The organism is Massilia sp. DD77, assembly GCF_036961685.1.
Taxonomy (GTDB): domain Bacteria; phylum Pseudomonadota; class Gammaproteobacteria; order Burkholderiales; family Burkholderiaceae_D; genus Telluria.
Window position 1 is genome coordinate 1 of sequence record NZ_JBAMDH010000034.1, and the last position, 21,332, is coordinate 21,332.

At 68.1% G+C, this 21,332-nt stretch carries 19 protein-coding genes and 1 pseudogene; 4 read left to right on the forward strand and 16 right to left on the reverse strand.

The window, feature by feature from the left end:
* From V7778_RS19340 to gspG, 7 genes and pseudogenes are all read right to left on the reverse strand, one after another.
* Positions 1-260, reverse strand: a pseudogene (locus V7778_RS19340) (hypothetical protein); the annotation flags it as partial.
* Positions 257-856, reverse strand: coding sequence for a hypothetical protein (locus V7778_RS19345; protein ID WP_335558251.1), 600 nt, complete (start codon positions 854-856; stop codon positions 257-259). The pseudogene V7778_RS19340 and the gene V7778_RS19345, both read right to left, overlap by 4 nt.
* Positions 853-1,401 carry a PilN domain-containing protein gene (locus V7778_RS19350; RefSeq protein ID WP_335558253.1) on the reverse strand — a complete coding sequence of 183 codons (549 nt, stop codon included), beginning with the start codon at positions 1,399-1,401 and terminating at the stop codon, positions 853-855. The genes V7778_RS19345 and V7778_RS19350 overlap by 4 nt, the downstream gene beginning before the upstream one ends.
* On the reverse strand, positions 1,398-2,219 hold the full coding sequence (locus V7778_RS19355; protein WP_335558255.1) for a hypothetical protein: 822 nt from the start codon (positions 2,217-2,219) through the stop codon (positions 1,398-1,400). Before V7778_RS19355 ends, V7778_RS19350 begins: the two co-directional genes overlap by 4 nt.
* Positions 2,212-3,885: a GspE/PulE family protein gene (locus V7778_RS19360; protein ID WP_335558351.1), complete on the reverse strand. Its 1,674-nt coding sequence runs from the start codon at positions 3,883-3,885 to the stop codon at positions 2,212-2,214. The genes V7778_RS19355 and V7778_RS19360 overlap by 8 nt, the downstream gene beginning before the upstream one ends.
* A 20-nt stretch (positions 3,886-3,905) precedes the next feature.
* A complete protein-coding gene (locus V7778_RS19365; protein WP_335558257.1) occupies positions 3,906-5,093 on the reverse strand; it encodes a type II secretion system F family protein in 1,188 nt (395 codons plus the stop codon).
* 42 nt (positions 5,094-5,135) lie between these two features.
* On the reverse strand, positions 5,136-5,564 hold the full coding sequence (gene gspG / locus V7778_RS19370) for a type II secretion system major pseudopilin GspG (RefSeq protein ID WP_335558258.1): 429 nt from the start codon (positions 5,562-5,564) through the stop codon (positions 5,136-5,138).
* A 428-nt stretch (positions 5,565-5,992) separates the two neighbouring features.
* Between gspG and V7778_RS19375 the strand changes: the two genes are divergently transcribed.
* Both V7778_RS19375 and V7778_RS19380 read left to right on the forward strand, forming a co-directional pair.
* Complete coding sequence (locus V7778_RS19375) at positions 5,993-6,745, forward strand: NF038120 family PEP-CTERM protein (protein ID WP_335558260.1); 753 nt, start codon at positions 5,993-5,995, stop codon at positions 6,743-6,745.
* Positions 6,746-6,773: 28 nt separating this feature from the next.
* Positions 6,774-9,923, forward strand: coding sequence for a S8 family serine peptidase (locus V7778_RS19380; RefSeq protein WP_335558261.1), 3,150 nt, complete (start codon positions 6,774-6,776; stop codon positions 9,921-9,923).
* A 297-nt stretch (positions 9,924-10,220) separates the two neighbouring features.
* Here the strand turns inward: V7778_RS19380 and V7778_RS19385 are convergent, their stop codons facing one another.
* The gene (locus V7778_RS19385) at positions 10,221-10,631 is read right to left on the reverse strand and encodes a hypothetical protein (RefSeq protein WP_335558263.1); all 411 of its coding nucleotides are present in this window, start codon (positions 10,629-10,631) and stop codon (positions 10,221-10,223) included.
* 310 nt (positions 10,632-10,941) lie between these two features.
* Here V7778_RS19385 and V7778_RS19390 point away from each other — a divergent pair, with 310 nt between their 5' ends.
* Positions 10,942-11,253 carry a hypothetical protein gene (locus V7778_RS19390; protein WP_335558265.1) on the forward strand — a complete coding sequence of 104 codons (312 nt, stop codon included), beginning with the start codon at positions 10,942-10,944 and terminating at the stop codon, positions 11,251-11,253.
* A gap of 29 nt (positions 11,254-11,282) precedes the next feature.
* On the opposite strand, the gene V7778_RS19395 is transcribed toward V7778_RS19390, so the two are convergent.
* The 4 genes from V7778_RS19395 to V7778_RS19410 form a co-directional block, all read right to left on the reverse strand.
* Positions 11,283-12,038: a LuxR C-terminal-related transcriptional regulator gene (locus tag V7778_RS19395; protein WP_335558267.1), complete on the reverse strand. Its 756-nt coding sequence runs from the start codon at positions 12,036-12,038 to the stop codon at positions 11,283-11,285.
* Positions 12,039-12,054: 16 nt separating this feature from the next.
* A complete protein-coding gene (locus tag V7778_RS19400) occupies positions 12,055-12,780 on the reverse strand; it encodes a winged helix-turn-helix domain-containing protein (protein WP_211521945.1) in 726 nt (241 codons plus the stop codon).
* 175 nt (positions 12,781-12,955) lie between these two features.
* Positions 12,956-13,549, reverse strand: a complete 594-nt coding sequence (locus V7778_RS19405; protein WP_335558269.1) for an NF038129 family PEP-CTERM protein — start codon at positions 13,547-13,549, stop codon at positions 12,956-12,958.
* 12 nt (positions 13,550-13,561) lie between these two features.
* On the reverse strand, positions 13,562-16,540 hold the full coding sequence (locus V7778_RS19410) for an ExeM/NucH family extracellular endonuclease (RefSeq protein ID WP_335558271.1): 2,979 nt from the start codon (positions 16,538-16,540) through the stop codon (positions 13,562-13,564).
* Positions 16,541-16,757: 217 nt separating this feature from the next.
* On the opposite strand from V7778_RS19410, the gene V7778_RS19415 reads away from it, so the two are divergent.
* Positions 16,758-17,504: a substrate-binding periplasmic protein gene (locus V7778_RS19415; RefSeq protein WP_335558273.1), complete on the forward strand. Its 747-nt coding sequence runs from the start codon at positions 16,758-16,760 to the stop codon at positions 17,502-17,504.
* Between the two features lie 18 nt (positions 17,505-17,522).
* Here V7778_RS19415 and V7778_RS19420 read toward each other — a convergent pair whose 3' ends face one another.
* From V7778_RS19420 to V7778_RS19435, 4 genes are all read right to left on the reverse strand, one after another.
* Positions 17,523-17,960 (reverse strand): VOC family protein, encoded by a 438-nt coding sequence (locus V7778_RS19420; protein WP_335558275.1) that lies wholly within the window; start codon positions 17,958-17,960, stop codon positions 17,523-17,525.
* Positions 17,961-17,976: 16 nt separating this feature from the next.
* Positions 17,977-19,242, reverse strand: a complete 1,266-nt coding sequence (locus tag V7778_RS19425; protein WP_335558276.1) for a Xaa-Pro dipeptidase — start codon at positions 19,240-19,242, stop codon at positions 17,977-17,979.
* A 136-nt stretch (positions 19,243-19,378) separates the two neighbouring features.
* Positions 19,379-20,422 (reverse strand): TIGR03790 family protein, encoded by a 1,044-nt coding sequence (locus V7778_RS19430; protein WP_335558277.1) that lies wholly within the window; start codon positions 20,420-20,422, stop codon positions 19,379-19,381.
* Positions 20,423-20,529: 107 nt separating this feature from the next.
* Positions 20,530-21,243 (reverse strand): PEP_CTERM-anchored TLD domain-containing protein, encoded by a 714-nt coding sequence (locus V7778_RS19435; RefSeq protein WP_335558279.1) that lies wholly within the window; start codon positions 21,241-21,243, stop codon positions 20,530-20,532.
* Positions 21,244-21,332: the final 89 nt, after the last annotated feature.

The following is a 21,332-nucleotide window of genomic DNA, read 5'->3' on the forward strand; positions in this document are numbered from 1 at the left end:
CCGCCCTCGCCTTCGGCCGCGCCGAAGCGGTCCTCGCTGCCGCCGATCAGGGTCTCGCGCGGAATCAGGCGCTGGACCACCGGGCCCTCCTCGTTCTTCGCTGCGGGCGCGGGTGCGGCCGCAGCTGCGGACGCCTGGACCGGGTCCGACGCCCGTTCGACCGGTTCGGCAAGCTCGGTCTCCGGCGTGCTGTCGCCGAAGACCACCAGCCCGGCGGCCAGCAGCAGGGCCGCGCCCATGGCGAGATGGCGGGGCTTCATTGTGAGGCTCCTGCCGGTCCCGCCTGCGGCACACCCGGCGCCGCCGCCAGATAGAAGGTCATGCGCAGGCGCGCCTCCACGTTCGCGTCGCCAATGCTGTCGCGGCGGAAGCTGACGTCGTCCAGCGAGACGTGCGGCAGCGCGCGCAAGGTGTCGAAGGCGAACTGCCAGATGGCGCCATAGCTGCCCTTCACCGGCAAATTGACCTGGTAGGTGTACAGTTTGGCGACACGATCGTAGCTGCTGCGGTATTCGCCCTGCTGCAGGCTCAGGCCATGCTTGGCGGCGATCGCGAACACTTCCTTGAGCTGGCGCTCGGCGCCGCGCCGTTCACCCAGCACGGCATAGAAGGCGGACAGGTTCTGGTCGCTGCTGGGCGGGGCCGGCGGCGGCGCCACCGGAGCGGGCGCCCTGGCCTGCCGGCGCGCCTGCGCATATTCCTCGCCGAGGCGGTCGCGCGCGCCGAGGAGCGCGCCGGCCGCGAGGGCCCCGCCCAGCAGGGCGGCCATGACGGCGACCACCAGCGGGTTCACGCGGCGCAGCGCCAGGCGCAGCCGCAGCCAGGCCGAGGACAGGTTCATCGCCTTCGGATTCATCGGCCCCCCCACTGGGCGCTGAGCTGGAAACGGAGCGGCCGGTTCGGATCCTGCTCGGCCACCTCGTGGCGGGTCAGCACCACGCTGGTGAACCAGGCCTGCTCCTGCAGCTTGCCGATGTAGGCGAACATGTCGTCGCTGTTCTTCGCTTCCGCCGTCAGGCGCAGGGTGCGGCGCTTGGCGTCGGGTTCGAGCGCCAGCAGCGCCACCGAGGCCGGGGTGGCGGCGCGCACCGCGTCGTACAGCTCGCGCCACGGCAGATTCAGCTGCAGGACGGCGTCGTTGACGGCGTTCGCCTGCTGCTCGGGCACGGCGATCTTGCGCTGCGCGGCGGCGGGCGCGGGCGCCGCCGCGCTGGCGCGAGCGGCCAGCGCGGCGTGCAACGCGTCCAGCTCGCGCCGCTGCTCGGCGTAATCCCAGGCGTAGACGCCAGCCAGCGCGCAGGCGGCGACGGCACCCGCCAGCGGCCCGAGCATGCGCGGCGGGGTCTGGAACAGCAGGCGGCGCAGGCTGCGCGGCGCGAAATCGATGCGGGTGCGCCTCATGCCGCGCTCCCGGTGCGCGCCAGGCGCGCCAGTTCGGTCCAGCCCTGCTGCCCTTCGCTGGCGTCGCTCTCGAACAGGGTGCAGGCGAATTTCAGGCGGCCGATGCTGCTGGCCCAGCCGCTCGGTGCGGCGCCGCACAGCTGCAGGCGTTCCGGCCGCCCCACCCCGACCCGCAGCGCTTCGCGCGCCACATGGGCTTCGAGCCAGTCGCGGTCGGCGCCGTCCGGGATCACGGCGGTGCGCACCGCCGCCAGGCTGCGGCCCTCGTAGGCAGCCAGCGACAGCACCCCGCCCTGCACCAGCCCGAACCAGGCGCCGCTGCGGCGCTCGCGGCGCCAGGCGTTCATCGCGGCCACGAACTGCGGCACCACTTCCACCAGGTGGAAACGGTGGGTGCGCGCCGCAGACTCGAGCTGGGCCAGCAGGGACGCCGGCGCGGCGGCCGCCAGGAAGGGACGCGCCGCGTCCCAGTCGGCGCTCAGGCGCCAGTCGCCCAGGGCGCCGCCGAACAGGTGCTGGAAACGCAGCGCGGCCGCCGCCTGCAGGTCGCCCATGCGGCTGGCGCCGGGCGGCGGCGCCACCTGCCACAGGCGCACCAGCTCGTCCGCCAGCACGACGGTGACGGGCCAGCCGGCTGGCGCGAGATCGTCGGCGAACAGCGCGCCGACCGCGTTGACGATGCCGTCCGGGGCCGTCAGGTCGGCATGGCGCTCGGCCAGGGCCAGCGGCTCGCCGCCCAGCATGCGGCCGGTGCGCACCAGGGCCGCGCCATGGGCGGCCAGCCCGATGCGCAGGGATTGTCCGATTCGCCTACGCATGCAAGGTCACCCGCTTGATTTCGTCGATGGTGGTGGCGCCGCGCCGGACCAGGTCGAGCGCCGCGAGGCGCAGGCTGCGGGTGCCGTTGGCGTGGGCGGCGGCCTTGATGCGGCGGATCGGCTGCTTGTCGACGATCAGCTCGCGGATCTCGTCATTGAGCGTGAGGATCTCGGCGATCGAGCGCCGCCCGCGGTAGCCGGTGCCGCGGCAATCGCCGCAGCCCTTGCCGCGCATGAAGACGTAGTCGGCCACTTCGCGCCGCTCCAGGTGGACCGAGGCGAGTTCGCTCTCGCTCGGGTCGTAGCGCTCGCCGCAGTGCGGGCAGTTCATGCGGATCAGGCGCTGGGCCCAGATGCCGTTCAGGGCGGACACGAAGGCATACGGATCGATGCCCATGTGGGTGAAGCGCCCGAACACGTCGAACACGTTGTTTGCGTGGACCGTGGTCAGCACCAGGTGGCCGGTCAGCGCCGACTGCACCGCGATCTCGGCGGTCTCGCGGTCGCGGATCTCGCCGACCATGATCTTGTCCGGGTCGTGGCGCAGGATCGAGCGCAGCCCCTTCGCAAAGGTCAGGCCCTTCTTTTCGTTGACCGGGATCTGCAGGATGCCGGGCAGCTGGTATTCCACCGGGTCTTCGATGGTGATGATCTTCTCGCGCCCGTTATGGATCTCGGTCAGGGCCGCGTACAGGGTCGTGGTCTTGCCCGAGCCGGTGGGGCCGGTCACCAGCAGCATGCCGTAGGCTTCCTGGGCCAGCATGCGCAGGGTCGCCAGCGAGGGCGCGTCGAAGCCCAGCGCCTCCAGCGTGAGCGCGCCGTAGGACTCGATCATGGCGCGCTTGTCGAGGATACGGATGACCGCGTCCTCGCCGTGGATGCTGGGCATGATCGATACGCGCAGGTCGATGTCGCGCCCGCCGGACTCGACCCGGAAGCTGCCGTCCTGCGGCACGCGCCGCTCGGCGATGTCGAGTTCGGCCAGCACTTTCAGGCGCGAGATGATGTGCTCGGCCAGCTCGATGCCCCCGACCGTTGTCGCGTGGTCGAGCACCCCGTCGACGCGGTACTTGACCGACAGGCCGCCGGCCGTGCTTTCCAGGTGGATGTCGGAGGCGCCGGCCTTGAGCGCGTCGTACAAGGTCGAGTTGACCAGCTTGACGGCCGGGCTGCCGGCTTCGGACACGGTGGCGAAGGACAGCACGGCGGCGGTCTTGCCGTCGCGCCGGGAATCGCCCGCCCCGCCCACCAGGCTGTCGACGGCGCGCGCCGATTCCTCCTGCTTGGAGAGATAGGCCTGGATATCGGCCTGCAGCGCCAGGCACAGGTCGAGCGGCGCGCGCAGGGTGGCGCGCGCCTGCGCGCCCAGCCAGGTCTGCAGGTCGAGGTCGAAGGGGTCGGCCAGCACCCCGGTCAGGCGTCCGTTCGGCGCGCGCAGCAGCACGCAGTGGCGCGACAGGGCCTGGGCCAGCGGCAGCAGGTCGAAGGCCGGCGCCAGCGCCAGCATGTCGGCCGTTTCCATCACCGGCATGGCGAAGGGCGCGGCCAGGGCGCGCACCAGCTGGCGCGCATCCTGCCCGGTGAGCGCTTCCAGCTCGGCCACCAGGCCGCGCTGGGAGGCCCGGGCCTGGGCGCGGGCGCGCGCCAGCATGGCGGCGTCGAGCATTGCGGGAGATTCCGGGGCGTTCAAGACATGTCTCCGGCAAGGTCGAAAATAGGCATGTACAGCAGCACCACGATGGCGCCCACCACCAGGCCGATGGCGGCCATCAGGAGCGGCTCGAAGGTGCGGGTGAAGCGGTCGATCCAGCGTCCGATCTCGCCGTCGTAGAAGGCCGCCGACTGGGTCAGCATCGGCCCCATTTCGCCGGTGCGCTCGCCCACGCGCAGCATGCGCAGCGAAATCGGCGTCGTCAGGCCGTTGGCCTCGAAGGCGGTGGAGAGCGGTTGGCCCGATTCGATCGCCGCGCGTGCCGCCGCCAGGCCCTTGCGCACGGTGCCGGACACCATCGGCTGCACCGTCTCGATGGCGTTGACGATGGTGATGCCGCCCTCGCTCAGCATGCCGAGGGTCAGGTAAAGGCGCGACAGTTCATAGATGCGGGCGCGCTCGCCGATGCCGGGCAGGCGCGCCAGCAGCCGCGCCATGCCGCCGGTCTGGAGCAGGCGCCGCACGCCGGCCACGGCGCCGCCGGCCAGCAGCAGCGCGGCGACCAGGATGGCGCTGCCATGGCCGGCCGCGAACTGGCCCCAGTCGAGCAGCAGCTGCGACATCCACGGCAGGTTGCGCCCGGCGCCGTGGTAGACCTCGGCGAACTTGGGCACCACGTAGCCGATCAGGAAGGCGCTCACGCCGCCGCCCACCATCAGCAGGATCACGGGATAGATCGAGGCGCTGACGATCTTGGCCCGCACGGTGTCGATGCGCTGCTGGTAGTCGATGTAGCGCGCAAGCGCGCGCGGCAGGTCGCTGGTGCCTTCGGCGGCGCGCACGATGCCCACGTACAGGGGCGGAAAGAGGTCGGGCTGGCTGGCCAGCACGGCGGAGAAGCGCTTGCCTTCGCGCAGGCCGCCCAGCAGGCGTTCGAGCACGCCGCGCGCGCCCGGCGCCGCTTCCTTCTCCAGCAGGGCTTCCAGGCCTTCGACGATGCCGAGGCCGGCTTTTAGCAGCGCCAGCAGTTCCTGGCTGAACAGCACCAGCGACAGCTTGCCGCCGCGCTGGCGCGCCAGGCGCGCGCCGCCGGCGGGCTCGATGCTGCTGACGAACAGACCGCGCGCCTCGACCTGCCGGCGCGCATCGAGCGCGTCGGCCGCGTCGACGACGATATTGGCGATCGACATGTCGGGCGCGAGGGTGCGTACGGCGAACTGCATGGGTGGCCCGGCTGCTGCGTGAGGAAAGGTGGCGCGAAGGCGTTATTGCGACGAGATGTCGGCGTTGTCGCCGGTGCCGCCCGGCTGGCCATCCTTGCCCAGGGACAGGATTTCGTACTCGGACTTGCTGCCTGGCGAGCGGTACATATAGGCGCGGCCCCAAGGATCCTGGGGAACGCCTTTCTTCAGGTAAGGGCCGTTCCACTTGGCGCCCGCGCTCGGCGGCGCGGTCATCAGCGCGCCCAGGCCCTCCTCGGCGCTCGGATAGCGGCCGACGTCGAGGCGGTAGGTATCGAGCGACTTGTCGAACGCTTCGATCTGGGCCTTGGCCACGGTCACTTCGGACTTGCCCAGCTGGGAGAAGTATTTCGGGCCGACATAGGCTGCCAGCAAGCCGATGATCACGATGACCACCAGCAGTTCCAGCAGCGTGAACCCCGCCTGGCGCTGTGCGGCGGTTCTCTGTTTCATTCCACAAACCATCGACCTGCTCCTAAATTGCTCTTATGAAAAGCTTCGGCGGTGAAGGCTACCACGCCCTTCCCCGCGCCGACAACTGTTGTTTGCGCCCCGCTTGCTGCGCCTGGCGACACAGGGGATCCGCTGTTGCCGTCCTCCCTGCCCTGTACAAGCTTGCGAACTGACATGTTGACAACAATCCGCTGCGCATACGCAACGTGTGTTCTTGATTGCGAACGTACATTTTCATAGAGGAAACCGAATTTTGTTACGCAAATGTTTCAAAATCAAAATTTTCCTCGTTGAAATTTTTTCCACTTTTGTTGTTTCCATTGATATATTTATTGTCATCCTGAGACCGTTCAGGTGCATGAGCACAAGACAAGCTCGCCCCGCCCCATCCAGGCGTGACAAGACCCAACCATAAAGGCAGAAGAACCATGATCCGGAAATCGCACCTCGCAGCATTTTCCCCCAGCGGGACCTTCAAACAACTTGCCGCCGCCGCCCTGGGCGCGGCTGCCTTCGCGGCCGCGCCCGCGCAGGCGGGCGTGATCGGTTTCGACGGCTGGTACGGCCCGGTCGCAGGCACCGATGTGTATACGGAGAGCGGTTTCAATCTCGGCTTCTATGCCAACGTGGCCGGCGGCGGCGCCGGCGCCCTGGTCGGCGAGTTCATCGACGGCAGCGACCCGACCTATTGCGTCAGCATGGCGTGCCCGGTGAACAATCCCGGCATGTACTACGGCGCCTTCAACGACAGCTACATCGACATCACTTCCAGCACCAACGGCCAGCGCTTCAACATCAAGTCGATCGACGCCAGCTTCATCGGCGCCTCGCCGGTGCTGGGCAGCTACCCGGCCGTCGCCGGCTTCCTGCGCATCCAGGGCTTCCGCGCCGACGGCAGCTCGGCCCTGCAGGACGTCATTTTCGGCAAGCCGGCCGCCGGCGGCTTCCAGTTCGGCCACTACAACATGACCGCCGCCTTCGCCGCGAACGAGTTCGTCGAAGCGCTGCTGTTCGGCTTCGTGTGCGACAGCGCAGGCAGCTGCAAGGCCTTCCAGACCAACCAGGGCCAGTTCGGCGTCGACAACATCGAGCTGACCGCCGTGCCGGAACCCGCCAGCGCCCTGATCTTCGGCCTCGGCATCGCCGGCCTGGTCGCCGCCCGCCGCCGCAAAGCAGCCTGAACGCACACGACAGAACGAGGAAATCCTGATGAACATGAAACTCCGTCCCCTTTCCGCGGCCGTCCTGCTGTCGTTGTCCTGCCTGGCCCTGAGCGCCAGCGCCGATAGCCTGCGCCGTCCCTACATCGTGCAACTGGCCGACAAGCCGATCGCTTCCTACAGCGGCGGCGTCGAGGGCATGCCCGCCACCCAGCCGGCCGCCGGCCAGCGTCTGGACCTGGAATCGTCCGACGTCCAGCTCTACAACGGCTATCTCGAGAACAAGCAGCAGGTGGTGATGTCGTCGGTCGCCGGCGCGCCCATCCTGCATAACTACAGCGTCGTGCTGAACGGCTTCGCGGCCATGCTGACCGACGCCGAAGTGCGCGCCCTGATGGCGCGCACCGACGTCGCCGCCGTGACCGCCGACACCCCGCGCACCCTGAGCACCACCTACACCCCGGCCTTCCTGGGCCTGAGCAAGGCGGGCGGACTGTGGGACCAGCTGGGCGGCAAGGGCAAGGCTGGCGAAAACATCATCATCGGCATCGTCGACGGCGGCGTCTGGCCGGAAAGCCCGTCCTTCGCCGACCGCAAGGACAGCAACGGCAAGTGGAGCTTCAACCCGAGCGACGAGCTGGTCTACGACGCGCCGCCGTCGCGCTGGAAAGGCGACTGCGAAACCGGCGAAGGCTTCACCACCGCCCATTGCAACAACAAGCTGATCGGCGCGCGCTTCTTCGACGCGACCTACCGGTCGGTCGGCGAATCGACCCACTGGAGCGAATTCCGCTCGCCGCGCGACTCGGTCGGCGGCAACATGGGTGAAGGCGGCCACGGCACCCACACCTCGACCACCGCCGGCGGCAACGCGGGCGCCGAAGCCGTCATCGGCGGCATCGCCGTCGGTGAGATGTCGGGCGTGGCGCCGCGCGCGCGCATCGCCTCGTACAAGGTGTGCTGGTCGTACGACGACCCGGCCGAAGCCACCGGCGCCAAGAACAGCTGCTTCACCGGCGACAGCGTGGCGGCGATCGAAAAAGCGGTGGCCGACGGCGTGCACGTGATTAACTTCTCGATCAGCGGCGGCACCTCGATCACCGATCCGGTCGAGCAGGCCTTCCTGAACGCCTCCAACGCCGGCGTCTTCGTCGCCGCATCGGCCGGCAACAGCGGCCCGGCGAACACCGTGGCCCACATCAGCCCGTGGCAAGCCACCGTGGCCGCCTCGACCCATAACCGCGAGCTGCAGGCCAAGGTCGTGCTGGGCAACGGCGCGAGCTACACCGGCGCCTCGATGAACAACGCACCGCTGCCGAGCGCACCGCTGATCCTGGCGGAAGACGCCGGCATGGCGGGCGCCGATCCGGAAGCCGTCAAGCTCTGCTACAGCAGCGTCGAGAACAAGGGCGTTCCGGTCCTCGATCCGGCCAAGGTGGCCGGCAAGATCGTGGTCTGCACCCGCGGCATCACCGCGCGCGTCGACAAGAGCCTGGCGGTGATGGAAGCCGGCGGCGTCGGCATGGTCCACGTGAACACCACCGGCGGCCTGGTGGCCGAGATCCACTCGGTCCCGACCGTGCACGTCAGCGCCGAAGACGGCGCCCTGATCGTGGCCTACGCCAAGACCGCCGGCGCGAGCGCGTCGCTGACCAAGTTCGTGGTCGGCACCTCGGCCGTGAACGCGCCGGTCGTGGCCGACTTCTCCTCGCGCGGCCCGAACCGCTACGACGGCAACGTCATGAAGCCGGACATCGCCGCACCTGGCGTGGACGTGATCGCCGGCGTCTCGCCGGCCCTGAGCAAGTCGCAGCGCGCCGACGTCGTCAACGGCACCCTGACCCCGCCGGCGGCCTGGGCTTCCTACCAGGGCACCTCGATGGCGAGCCCGCACGTGGCCGGCATGGCCGCGCTGCTGCGCCAGCAGTACCCGACCTGGACCCCGGCAATGATCAAGTCGGCCCTGATGACCAGCGCCACCGACACCTACCCGGACACCATCGCTTCCGGCGACACCCGCGGCATCCTGCCGTTCGGCCAGGGCGCCGGCCATGCCAACCCGAACGGCGCGGCCAATCCTGGCCTGGTCTACAACATCGTCGAAGCCGACTACCGCAAGTACATGTGCGGCGCCGGCGTGGCGAGCCAGTGCGCGGGCGGCACCATGCAGGGCTATAACCTGAACCTGCCGTCGATCTCGCTCAACAACGTGCTGGGCGCCACCACCGTCACCCGTTCGGTGACCAACGTGGGCGGCGCGGACGCCACCTACAAGGCGGAAGTCACCATGCCGGGCTACAACGTGACCGTCAACCCGGCCACGCTGTCGATCCCGGCCGGCGCGACCCGCTCGTTCACGGTCACCCTGACCCGCAATGGCGCGACCGAAAACAAGTGGTACTTCGGCAACCTGCTCTGGAAGGACGGCACCCACGTCGTGCGCAGCCCGATCATCGCCCGTTCCGGCAAGCCGATCGTGGCACCAAGCTTCATCCAGAGCGACCGTGTCAACGGCAGCAAGCCGATGACCGTCACCACCGGCTTCTCGGGCGTGATGACCGCCAATTTCGGCGGCCTGAAGGAAATCGCGCGCACCTCGTATGAGGTGCCCCAGGCTGCCAGCGGCTCGGTCGGCACCACGGCGCAAGTCGAGGCGGCATGCGCCAGCGGCGCCGCAGGCGTGCACGTGGTTCCGGTCACGGTCCCGGCGGGCGCCCTGACGATGCAGTTCGAACTGTTCGACCGCGATACCACCGGCAACGGCAAGGACGACCTCGACCTGGCGCTGCTGTCGCCGGCCGGCAAGCTGGTGGCCTACTCGGGTAACCAGACCTCGAACGAGCTGGTCACGCTGAACGCCCCGGCCGCCGGCGCGTATAAGGCCTGCACCATCGGCTACCGTACCTCGAACGGCCAGCCGACCCAGTTCGCCTTGCATTCGGTGGTGGTCGACAAGACTGAACGCGGCGGCAACTTCCGCGTGCTGCTGCCGGCCAAGGTCGTCGCAGGCAGCTCGGCAACCGTCAGCGCCAGCTGGTCGGGCCTGCCGGCAGGCAAGCGCTTCATGGGTGCGGTGCAACTGCTGGACCAGAACAAGGCCCCGGCAAGCGTCACCGTGTTCCAGGTCGAGACCAACAATCCGGTGCCGGTGGGCGAACTGACCCCGCGCCAGAGCCCGACCGCCAACGGCGACATCTGATAGGTGACGGGACCTTCGCGGTCCCTGCTCCGGGAACGCGCGCTTCGGCGCGCGTTTTTTTTTGGGCGGCTAGAGCAGGAATTTCGCGAAACGCCTGGTTTCCATGCCCGCCTCCGTTAAGTGCAAGAGCGCGGTTGGACCGGGATACAGCTCGACAGTCCCATTTCACCACGCAGCGGTGACAGCACCGTTTTTTTTGGTGCCGCCACTGCGCTATGCCCTTGTCACACAAGCAAAAAGCAAAAAGGCCGCAGCCTTCCGGCAGCGGCCCCCGTCGTGGAGAAAGAAGAAACCGGCTCAGCGCGCCGCTGCGCCCGCTCCCAGCTGGCAGGTGCCGGCCACGCAGACCGCGCCCGGATCGGGCAGGTGGCGGCAGGTCGACATCATGCCGCTGCGGACGATCTGGGCCTGGCGCTCGGCCTTGTAGCGCTCGGCCAGTTCGCGTACTTCCTTCTCGTTGGTACGCAAGGTCGAGTACGGCAGGTAATCGGACGGACCGCCGCAGGCGACGGCCCCGACCGGCAGGCTGCGGCACTGGCCGCTGTCGCTGCAGGTCGTGTCCGCCGTCAGGGCGCGGATCTTGGCCAGCAGCTCGGACGGCGCCTTCGGAACAGCCGCCGGCGCGGCGGGCGCAGGTGGGTGGGGATCCTGCGCCTGGGTCGTGCAGGCGGCGCAGCCGAGCAAGAGGATGAGGAGGATTTTGTTCATGCCTCATCTTCGCGCCGCGACGCGGTGTGGTCAAGCGAATCACTTCCCTGGACAAGCTGAAAAGACGTCGTCTTCTTTGTCGCGATAATGCCACGCGGCAACTAGATTGCCTGTGGAAATTTTTCCTTGAAGAACTTTTATTGCCGCAAGGATAGATTGCGCATCGTCGCTCATCTGTTCCGAAGTTCGCCGATTTTTATTTCAATACTTCAACGTTTCCTGTTAAATAACGGAAAAAATTGAGCACTGGAAAAAATTTACCCACTACAATAAGCAGCGTTACAGACGAGTTTGCTCCTAAGACACAATCATGAACTTCTCCAGCCTCCGTACCGTCGCCGCCATCGCCATGACCGTCCTCCTGACCGCCTGCGGCGCCGGCACCCAGGAAATCCACGCGACCCAGACCGCGTCGATCGGCGCCAGCAGCGCCTCGGTCGCCGAGCAAGCGGCGCCGAGCACCGGTGCTCCGGTCGCCCCGGTCGTCTCGGCCAACATGCCGGCGCCGGATTGCGCTGCCGAAGGCTGCGGCAGCCTGCGCATCATCGACGGCAACGCCGAAGCCTTCCGCATCGACGCCCAGCGCCGCGATGCCCTGCAGGCCAGCCTGCCCCAAGCCTGATTGTTCCCGGCCGCCGGCCCGGACCGCCCTCACAGCAGGCGCAGTTCGAGGCAGCGCGCCACCGCGTGGGCCCGGTTGCCCACGCCCAGCACCCGGTAGACGCGCTGCAGGTGGTTCTTCACCGTCAGCGCACTGATCCCGAGAGCCTGCCCCACCTCCTCATTCGTGCGTCCCGCGCGCACCCCATCCAGGATCGCCACTTCGCGCGCCGACAGCGCCCGTGAAGGCGCGGCCCTGCCCGGCTGCACGCTTGCGGGTTTCCCGGCCGGCACGCGCAGCAGCGCCAGGTGCAGGTAAGGCAGCAGCAAGCGCAGGAAGTAGGCATGGCGCCCCCCGGGGCTGAAAGGCAGGCCGAGCAGCACGAAGACGGTCGCCGCGCCTTCGAAGGGCGCGCTGCCATGCACCAGCGCATTCTCGAAACCGCTCCGGCGCAGCCAGGGCCGGCAGGCCGCCAGCGCGGCGCCGCCCTCTTCCGCCCCGCCTTCCTCCGTATCCAGCACGGCCGGCTGCAGCCGGGCGGCGCGCCAGGCCTGGGCCAGGCGCGGTCCCACTTCCCCGTTCAATAGCCGCAAGGCGGCCGCGTCCAGCAAGCTGCGGTGCAGGCATTCGCTGCGCCGCACCTGGCCGGCGCCGTCCACCTGCATGCACAACAGGGCCTCGTGCGGCAGCAGCGCTTGCAGCGGGCCCTGCGCCCACAGGAACAGCTGGCGCAGGTCGGCCAGCTCCATGCCGGACTCGATCGTGCGCAGCAGGTATTCCTGCTCCAGTTTACTGAGGATGACCACGGATCAAGCGATGGGTTCAGGCCGCTGTCGGCCAGCCGAGCCGGGCCTGCACGTTCCAGGCCACGAAACGGTAGCCTGTGCCGCGTACGGTCTCGATATGGCGCTGGTGGCCGCTGGCCTGGAGTGCGTTGCGCAGGCGGCCGACGTGGGTATCGACGGTGCGTTCGTCCAGCACCGCATGGCGGCCCCAGACCTGGTCGAGCAACTGCGAGCGGGTATGCACCCGTTCGGGATGGTGCATCAGGAAGTTCAGCAGCCGGAATTCGACCGGCCCGAGCGGAATCCGGCGCGCGCCGGCCGTGACCCGCTGGGTGGCCGGGTCGAGCCGCAACCCGGCCAGCTGGATCGTGTCCTCGGCCGGCAGCGGCGGACCGCGGCGGCGCAGCACGGCGCCGATGCGCGCCAGCAGTTCGCGCGGACTGAAGGGCTTGGTGAGGTAGTCGTCGGCGCCCGATTCGAGCGCCATGATCTTGTCGTGCTCGGCGGCGCGCGCCGTCAGCATGATGATCGGCAGGTCGCGCGTGCGGGCACGTCCGCGCAGGCGGCGCACCAGGGTCTCGCCGCTTTGGCCGTCCAGCTCCCACTCCAGCACCAGCAGGTCGGGCAGTTGCTCGTCCAGCAGGACCAGGGCCGATTCGGCGTCCGGGCAGCAGGCGACCGCGTGCCCGGCACTCGTCAGGTTCTGCGTCAGCAACTGCTGGGTGAAGGCGTCGGGATCGACCACGAATACTTGGGCTGACATGGTACACACGGTCTGGAAGACACGGCCATAACGGCAATGGGCCGAATATGCCAAATGCGATGTCAGCTGAACAATACAATTTCGCTTAATAATTAAGACATTTTTCGAATAAGTTGCACAAATAGAAACACCTGCCCTAGGGCAGGTGTCTGGACAGACGGCTCCGAAGCCCGGATCAGCGGCGCTGCTGGGCGCGGCGGGTGAAGCCAATCAGCAACAGTCCGGTGAGGACCAGGGCCCAATCGCCTGGTTCCGGCACGGCGGTCACGTCCAGCGGCGCGCCTGGCGCGACGAACACGGCATCCGGCACGCCCGGGATCAGCGAGATCTCGAGCAGGTTGCCTTCGCCGCCCAGGTAGGCGCTGAAATCGGCGTTGAACAGCGCCACGCTGAACAGCATGCCGTTGTCGGCGGCCAGTTCGTCGAGCATCACTTCGAAGCTCAGTACGTCATCGAACACGATGGCCTTGTCGAAGAAGTTAAAGCCGCCCAGGTTGGTGATGGTCACGCCAGTGTCGACGTCGCCGGCCGCGCCATCGAACAGTATGGCGTCGCCGAAGAAATTGCCGACGAAGTTACTGACGCGCGCCACGGCCGGACCCGCGTCGCCCGGGCCGTTGTAGCCGAGGTCGAGGTAGCCGGTCGTGCCTTTCCACGCCGAGGTGTCGAGGGTGACATGGTAGGTCGGGCCGGCGATGGCGCCGGATGCGCCGAGCGCCATGGACAGCGCCAGCATGGCGCGCAGGAAGAGTGCTTTCATATTGAACATGGTGTCGTTTCCTTAGAACGTGCCGTTGAACAGCTTCGGCGAATAGGTGATGCTGACTTTGCCCGGATTGCTGAAGGTGGTGCCCACGCTCACCGACGCGCCGGCCGCGATCGCGGCGTTCGGCAGGCTGATGTACGGGGATGCGCCTTGCATGCCGCTCTTGTTGTCGAGCGTCACACCGGCCGGCAAACCTTGCAGCAGGAAGTGCAGCGGACCGCTGATGGCCTGCCCGCTGGTGTTGGTGATGGTCACCGTTCCGCTGTACTTGCCGGTCAGGCGATTGATGCTGTAGCCGCCCACTGCCACCTTGACCGAGCTGCTGATGTCGGCGAAGGTCGGGGTCAGGGCCAGGCTGATCACGACCGGGTCGTGGTCCGAGGCACGGTAGGGGTCCATCGTGAACTGGTCCTGCGGGGTGTCGCCCAGGTTGTAGTCGATCGCCTCCGGCTCGTCGGCATTGTTATGCCATTCGGCCGCGCCGGCCACCTGGCCGCTCAGCGAGGCGCTCGCCAGCGCGTGGTCGAGGTAGCCCGACTGGCCGTCGAACACGTAGGAGTACGGCGTGCCGTGCGGACGCACGAAGCGCTCGATCTGGTTCACCAGGCCGGCGCTGCCGGTCAGGTAGTTAATCGGGTTTTCGAAGCCGTAGGCGTTCAGGTCGCCGATCACCAGCACGTCCGGATCGTTGGCCGCCGCCACCACTTGCGGGATGAAGTAGGTCGCGAGGCGCTGCGCCTGGGCGGTGCGGGTCTTGTCCCAGCAGCCCTGGCCGTTGCCCGGGTCGGTGTCGCCCACGCCGGCGCCGCCGCAGCTGGCCTTCGACTTGAAGTGGTTGACGATGACCGAGAACTTGCCGCCATTGGCGACCGACTTGAAGCTTGCGCCCATCGGCGGACGGTTGTTGACGCTGTCGCCGTCCGACAGCGCGGCGCCCACCAGCGAGACCGCGGCCGGCTTGTAGATCATGGCCACGCGGATCGCGTCGGTGCCGGTCGCGGCCGGCTTGGGCACGACCGCGTAGGTGGCCTTGCCGTAGGCGGCGTTGAGCTGCTCGACCAGGTAGGTGGCGGCGATGTCGCCGTTGTTCTGGATTTCCATCAGGCCGACCACGTCCGCGTCCAGGTTCTTGAGCGAGGCGACGATCTTGTCGCGCTGGCGTTCGAACTCGGCCATGTTGTCGGCGCCGCGGCATTCGCCGGCGCTGGTGCGGCTGCCGATGGTGCAGCCCTGGCCGCTGCGGCCCCAGGCATCCTTGCCGTCGGTGAAAGTGGTGAAGAAGTTCAGCACATTGGCGCTGGCGACCTTGACGCCGGCCGGCAGGCTCGGCGCCGGCAGGCGCGGGTTAGTGCGCGAGAACACCGGGGTCTCGGTCGGCTGCAGCTTGAAGGCCGCGCCGCCGCCGCCGATGGCGCCGAAGTCGAGCACGCCGGTCAGGTCGGTGACGGTGTCGCCGGCGCGCACGGTGCCGTCCGCCGCCAGGTAGGGAATGGTGGCCGGGGTGGTGAACACGCCGTCGTCGAGCACGAGCTCGTTGGCGGCATTCTCGGCGGCCAAGGCCGCGGCTTCCGGCGAACCGGCCGGGAAGCGGTTGGTCGGGTTCTCGCGGCGGCCATGGGCCAGGGTCAGCTCGCCGCGCCCGCCCAGGTACTTGTTCTGGTTGACGGTCAGCGGCGTGGTGAAGCGCACCAGCATCGCCTCGACGCTGGCCAGGTCGGCGTTCGGCAGGCCGATGTTGGTCGGGGCGATGGTATGGCCGGCGCTGAGCTTGGTCACGGCGGAAACGTCCTTCAACTCGGTGTAGGTACGGGTCGCGCCGCTCGGCTTGTATTCATCGACGGTGCCGGTAACCTGGACCAGGTCGCCGACCATGGCCGGCGTCTGGGCGCCGAACACGAAGATCGCGTCCGAGGTCGACGGGTCGCCGTCGCCGTTCAGGTCCTGCAGGAAGAAGCCGCTGCCGACCTTGGCGGTGATCACGCCCTTGGTGGTCATGACCACGCCGTTGTAGTCGCTCGCGGCTTGCGAACCCTGGATCTGCGAAATGGTGGCCTCGCCCGCCACGCTGACGTTGACGGTGCAGGACTCAAGCTGGCTGTCGCTGTTGCCGAACTGGACCTTGACCGGGTAGCGGCCAGCCGCCACCGACGCGTCGACCTGCAGGGTGACTTCCATCTTGCCGCCGGCGCTGCCGGCCGGGGTCGCGCCCACCAGGCTGATGCCGGACGCGGCCCCCGACAGGATGACGGCGCTGTTGACGATGCTGTCGCTGTCGGTGGCCGACAGCAGGGCCGTGATCGCGTTGCCGTGCTGGGTCACGATGCCTGCCGGACAGCTCAGGACGATCGGTGCGACGACAGGGCCGCCGCAGCTGTGCAGCGTGCCGAAGCGGCGCGGCGCGGTCGGGGTCACGGCGCTGAAATCGGTGGAGTTGTTGTCGGTATCGGTGCAGCCGAGGTCGGCGCGGTGCAGGGCCGTGCTGTTCGACGGCGCCGGCGCGACCGCGGTTTCGAAGCGGTTGGCGCTCCCGAAGCCGACCAGGTCGAGCACATCGGTGCCGCCATCGGCGGTCTGCATCGCGGTCGGAATGCGCGACAGCGCCACTTTGCCGGTGGTGCCTGACAGGTTGATGCCGCCGGTCTGGTCGCCCAGTGGCAGGTTGGCGCCGACAGCCGCGTTATTGGTGCCGGCCGTCACCAGGAAGTACTCCCCTGCCCGCAAGCTCACGTTCGGCAGCGCGATCGCCTGCCAGGTGGTGCCGGCGGCCGACTGGTACTGCACGCTCATGTTGGCCAGGCTGACCGGCGCGCCGCTGCGGTTGAACAGCTCGATGTAGTCGCGGTTCCAGGTGGCGCCGTTGTTGCCGCCGCCGCCGTAGACCTGGCTGATCACGACGTTGCCGCCGGGCGCGGCGAAGGCGGAAGCGGCAAAACCGGCCAGCAGGGTGGCCAGCAAGGTGCGGCGCGGGATTGGAAGAGCTGCGAGAGTCGTCATGGGAGTTCCTGTGGTGGGGACGCGGATGTACACACTGCTGAGAAAATTAACAAAATGCATATTAAATGCGCAAATTGACAACATGATGACCATGGCTTAGTCCGTTTGGACTAATTGGTGATTTTCGTGAGAAAGATTACGGGCTGCACCACAGCCGTCTTCTTGTTTGGCCGCCGGCTGCGTTACGATGAGAGGCTGAACCAGACAGGAGTGGCTAATGGATAGACGGAATGTGCTGGCATTGGCGTTGGGCGCGGTCGGGAGCAGCCTTGCCCATGCCGGCGGGGAAGCCGAGGGCACGGCGCCTTTGCGCATCGTGACCTCGCACCTGCCGCCCCTGGTCATGGAGCCCGGGGGCGAGCAAGCGGGCGCCTTGCGCGAACTCGTGGACGTTCTCTGCCGCCGCGTGGGTGTGGCGCCCGAGGTCGGGTTCATGCCATGGAAGCGCGCGCTGCACCTGGCGGCCACGATGCCGCGGACCGCCATCTTCCCCCTGACCCGGCAGGACGAGCGGGAAGCCCAATTCCGCTGGCTGGCGCCGCTCTACAAGGAAAACTATATCTTCATGGCGCCGCAGGGCAGCGGCTTCGATGTGCGGCGCCCCCAGGACATGACGGGAAAGCGGATCGCCTTGCTGCGTGGAGCCTCCCAGTCCGCCATCCTGGGCGAACTGGGTTTCCGGCGCCTGGTCGAGGCCTCGTCGATCGACGACATCCACCGCTACCTGGTGGCGGGCATGGCCGATGCCGTTTTCGGCGAGCGCGCCATGATCCATAGCTCGCTGTTCACGCGGGGCGAAGAAAAACGCTTCCGCCTCAGCGAGACGGTGCGCTCGACCCAGGCCTGGCTGGCGGGCTCCCTGGATATCGGCGAGGCCGAGGCCCGGCGCTACCGCGCGGCGATGGCGGACCTGGTGGCGGACGGCACCCAGCGCAGGATCTTCAAGCAGTACGGCCTGGCCTGAACCGGCCCGGTCGACCACTCACTCTGCAAGCTGCAGCGCCATGCGCGCCGCGACCGGATGGCCGGGGCGCAGCTGCAGCAAGTCCCACAAGTTGCCGTACACATCCTCGAACACCGCCACCGTGCCGTAGTCCTCTTCCTTCGCCTCGCGCACGAACACGATACCCTGGGCGCGCATACGCTCGTAGTCACGCCAGAAATCGTCCGTGTTCAGGAACAGGAAAACGCGCCCGCCCGCCTGGTTGCCGACGAAAGGCTGCTGTTCAGGCCTGGATGCCTTGGCCAGGAGCAGGGTCGTGCCCGCGCCTCCAGGCGGCGCGACGACCACCCAGCGCTTGTCCTGCGCTGGCTGGTAGGTGTCCTCGATCAGCTCGAAACCGAGCTTGCCGACGTAGAAAGCGATGGCTTCATCGTAGTCGCGCACCACGAGGGCGATGTGGACGATGGACTGGCGCACGATGCCCCCCTTTCGTTCAAGGAGCGCTGCGCTTGACCACGGCGCCGCCCTGGATCACCACGGCCGGCGCTTCCAGCAGGCGCACGTCCACGGTCGGGTCGCCCTGCACCGCCACCATGTCGGCGTAGCGCCCCGCCTCGAGCACGCCCACGTCCTTGCTGCCCAGCGCCTCGGAGGCGTTGAGGGTGGCGGCCTGGATCGCCTGCAGCGGCGTCATGCCGTACTTGACCATCACCGCGAACTGCTTGCCGTTGCCGCCATGCGGATGCACGCCGGCGTCGGTGCCGTAGACCATCTTGACGCCGGCCGCATGCGCGCGCTTGAAGTTCTGGCGCTGCACCTCGGTGACCTCGCGGTCCTTCCTCAGGTTGTCTTCCAGGACGCCGTTCTTCTTGCCCTCGGCCGCCGTGTAGTCGCCGTTGTAGATGTCCATCGACAGCCAGGCGCCATGCTTCTTCGCCAGCGCGATGCCTTCGTCGTCGATCAGGCTGGCGTGCTCGATGGTCGTCACGCCGGCGCGAATCGCGTCCTTGATGCCGGCCGCGCCGTGCGCGTGGGCGGCCACCTTCAGGCCCCACTGGCCGGCTTCCTCGACGGCGGCGCGCAGCTCGGCCAGGTTCATCTGCTGCTGGCCCGGCTCGGTATTGCGCGAGAATACACCGCCGGTGGCGCAGACCTTGATGACCTGGGCGCCGTACTTGCGCAGCGCGCGCACCGACTTGCGGACTTCGTCCGGGCCGTCGGCGTTGTACGGGCCCTTCTCTTCCATCGAGGGCGGGAAATACGTGCTGTCGCAGTGGCTGCCGGTTGGACCGAAGGACCAGCCGGCGGGAACGATGCGCGGCCCGCGCACCTTGCCCGCGCCGATGGCCTGGCCCAGCCCGACGTCGTTCCAGTCCGAGGCGCCGACGTTGCGCACGGTCGTGAAGCCGGCGTCCAGGGTCTTGCCCGCGTGGACGACGCTGAGCGCCGACCAGAAACGGTCGTTATATTCGAGATAGCTGTAGCCGCCGTAGGTCGGGTCCGAATCGAGGTGGACGTGCATGTCGATCAGGCCGGGAACCAGGGTCATGCCCGGCAGGCTGATGCGGGTGACGCCGTCGCCGGGAGCCTGTGCGCCCGCAGCCGGTATGCCCGCATCGCGCTTGATGCTGACGATGCGGCCATCGCGCACCAGGATCTCGGGGTGCTGGACCATGCGCCCCGCCCGCACGTCCAGCAGGCGGTCGGCGGTGATCAGGACGTCGGCAGCCTGTGCTGCCGACCAGCCCAGCATGGGCATGCACAGTGCTGCGGCCCGCAATCTCAACCCAGTCGTACGTTTCAAGTGATCCCCCGGTTTCGTATCAAGTATGGACAAAATGCAACTTTATACCGCCAAGCGCGGCCCGCGTCCAGCGCGCATTGTGGGGAAAGGTTCAGCGCCGGCCGCGGTAAGGCGCGGCCAGGGGTTCGCCGATGAACAGGCCCTGGGCCGGCCAGGCCACGCTCTTCCAGTAGGCTTCGATGGCCGTGTCGCCCGACAGGTAACGGCGCAGCAACACCGAGGGATTGGGGAATTTCTGCCAGTGGTTGCAAGGCTCGCTCACGGTGCCGTAGCTGGCGGTGGCGCCCGCCTCCAGCCAGCGCAGGCTGCTCATCTGGGCAGTGCCGAGCAGGTCGCCGCCGAGCGAGGTCAGGTGGTCGGCCAGCGCGCCCGGCACGAAGTGCAATGTCTCGAGCTTTTGCACGTGGGCCATGCCGGTCTGGTAGATCAGGACGTCCTGGGCGCCTTCCAGCACGTCGGCCTGCATGATCCTGGTGGTCAGGCGGCGCGCCGCCACCCTGCCCTGCGGCGGGAAGAACCCGGCGCGCGTGTTGCGCGCCTTTTCCGAGGTCGCCAGGTAGTAGGCCGTGGCCGGCACGGTGCGGAAACCGGCCGCCACGCCGCGGTCGATCAGGGCCTTGGCCTCCTTGACCGATTCGGTCGGCAGCAGCATCGACAGGCGCATGGCGTGCTCGCCCAGGGGCGCATTCGATTTCGCATTGAAATAGGGGCTGGGATTGCCGGCGGCGCAGGTCTTGCTGCACTGGGAGGCGTCGAAGCCCAGGGTGTAGGCGCCGGTCAGCGAATTGCAGTCCACCGCATAGGGGGCGGTCCAGACCATCAGCACCGCCTGCACGCCGGGCTTGAGCTTGGCGTCGATCTCTTCCTTCAGAAGGCGGAAGCGTTCAATGCCGATGCGCTGCGGCTTGCCGGGAATGTTCACATGCACGACATTGGCGGCAGGGATGTTGCGGCGCTTGCGGTAGTACTCGCCGACGGCCACGCTGTTCGGCTCGGCGTCGTTGATCACGATGGCCAACTGCTCCGGACGCAGGGCCGCGGCGGCCTCGGGGATGGACAAGGCGCCGGTGGCGCACAGGAAGATCAGGAAACAGAGGACACGGACACGCAAGGGAAAGCGAGGATGCAGGGTCATGGATGGGTCGGGCTCTGGCAAGGGAAAACCTCGCCTCCACGACGGAGGCGAGCGGGTTCCCCCTCATCATGCCATAGCCCGGCCGCAGGCCCTGTTACGCGTCGGCGTCAGGCTTTGGCGCGCGAGCGCCGCCGCGCCGCCCAGCCCACCACGCCCAGTCCACCGACCAGCATGGCCCAGGTTTGCGGCTCGGGAATCAGGGCGACCGAATAGACTTCGAGCGCGTCGATGCGCATGAACTGGCCGTCGACGCTGCCGTCGATGAAGCTGCGGCCCTGGAAGGCCGGATCGCCATAGGTGAGCTGCCAGGCCAGGGCCGTGTCGAGCGCGTTGTTGACGAACAGGTCGGGCCCCTGGCCGAAGGTCGGTCCGTGGTCGGGCCAGTTGTAGGTCAGCAGCGAGCCCTGGCTGGGCAGGATATAGCTGGTAGGGACCGGGCGCAGGACGGCCGGATCGGTGTAGTTGAACAGGAAGGCCGTGCGCTGCCAGTCGCGCGCCGCCACATGCCAACCGTCGGTCGAGGACCAGCTTTGCGGGTTGTAGCCGCCCACCAGCCAGCTGCCGCCTTCCTCGTCGCTCACGCGCATCAGGGTGAAGGTGTCGCCCTTGCCGTCGGCGGCCGCGTGGAAGTCGACCGCGAAGTGGCCGGTCTGCCGTGTGTAGATGTTTTCCAGGTAGAGGGGACCTGCGCCGAGCCAGCGTTCGAGCTGGCCGTGCAGGACGGGATCCAACAGGGAGGGGCTTGATGTCTGCGCCAGCGCCGGAGATGTCCAGGCCGCCAAGGCCGCGGCCAGCGCGCCCGCAGCAACGATCTTCTTCATGATGAACCTCGCTCGGTTTCTCGTCGGTTCATTGTATGCCACGGTCGGACGGCCGTCCGCACGGTTCGTTTGGGCAAGGACGCAAGCAG

Bases quoted from the DNA above. Each gene is read 5' to 3' on its own strand.
- V7778_RS19345 (WP_335558251.1), bottom strand. From the start codon at position 856: ATGAATCCGAAGGCGATGAACCTGTCCTCGGCCTGGCTGCGGCTGCGC.
- V7778_RS19350 (WP_335558253.1), bottom strand. From the start codon at position 1,401: ATGAGGCGCACCCGCATCGATTTCGCGCCGCGCAGCCTGCGCCGCCTG.
- V7778_RS19355 (WP_335558255.1), bottom strand. From the start codon at position 2,219: ATGCGTAGGCGAATCGGACAATCCCTGCGCATCGGGCTGGCCGCCCAT.
- V7778_RS19360 (WP_335558351.1), bottom strand. From the start codon at position 3,885: ATGCTCGACGCCGCCATGCTGGCGCGCGCCCGCGCCCAGGCCCGGGCC.
- V7778_RS19365 (WP_335558257.1), bottom strand. From the start codon at position 5,093: ATGCAGTTCGCCGTACGCACCCTCGCGCCCGACATGTCGATCGCCAAT.
- gspG (WP_335558258.1), bottom strand. From the start codon at position 5,564: ATGAAACAGAGAACCGCCGCACAGCGCCAGGCGGGGTTCACGCTGCTG.
- V7778_RS19375 (WP_335558260.1), top strand. From the start codon at position 5,993: ATGATCCGGAAATCGCACCTCGCAGCATTTTCCCCCAGCGGGACCTTC.
- V7778_RS19380 (WP_335558261.1), top strand. From the start codon at position 6,774: ATGAACATGAAACTCCGTCCCCTTTCCGCGGCCGTCCTGCTGTCGTTG.
- V7778_RS19385 (WP_335558263.1), bottom strand. From the start codon at position 10,631: ATGAACAAAATCCTCCTCATCCTCTTGCTCGGCTGCGCCGCCTGCACG.
- V7778_RS19390 (WP_335558265.1), top strand. From the start codon at position 10,942: ATGAACTTCTCCAGCCTCCGTACCGTCGCCGCCATCGCCATGACCGTC.
- V7778_RS19400 (WP_211521945.1), bottom strand. From the start codon at position 12,780: ATGTCAGCCCAAGTATTCGTGGTCGATCCCGACGCCTTCACCCAGCAG.
- V7778_RS19405 (WP_335558269.1), bottom strand. From the start codon at position 13,549: ATGTTCAATATGAAAGCACTCTTCCTGCGCGCCATGCTGGCGCTGTCC.
- V7778_RS19410 (WP_335558271.1), bottom strand. From the start codon at position 16,540: ATGACGACTCTCGCAGCTCTTCCAATCCCGCGCCGCACCTTGCTGGCC.
- V7778_RS19415 (WP_335558273.1), top strand. From the start codon at position 16,758: ATGGATAGACGGAATGTGCTGGCATTGGCGTTGGGCGCGGTCGGGAGC.
- V7778_RS19425 (WP_335558276.1), bottom strand. From the start codon at position 19,242: ATGCCCATGCTGGGCTGGTCGGCAGCACAGGCTGCCGACGTCCTGATC.
- V7778_RS19430 (WP_335558277.1), bottom strand. From the start codon at position 20,422: ATGACCCTGCATCCTCGCTTTCCCTTGCGTGTCCGTGTCCTCTGTTTC.
- V7778_RS19435 (WP_335558279.1), bottom strand. From the start codon at position 21,243: ATGAAGAAGATCGTTGCTGCGGGCGCGCTGGCCGCGGCCTTGGCGGCC.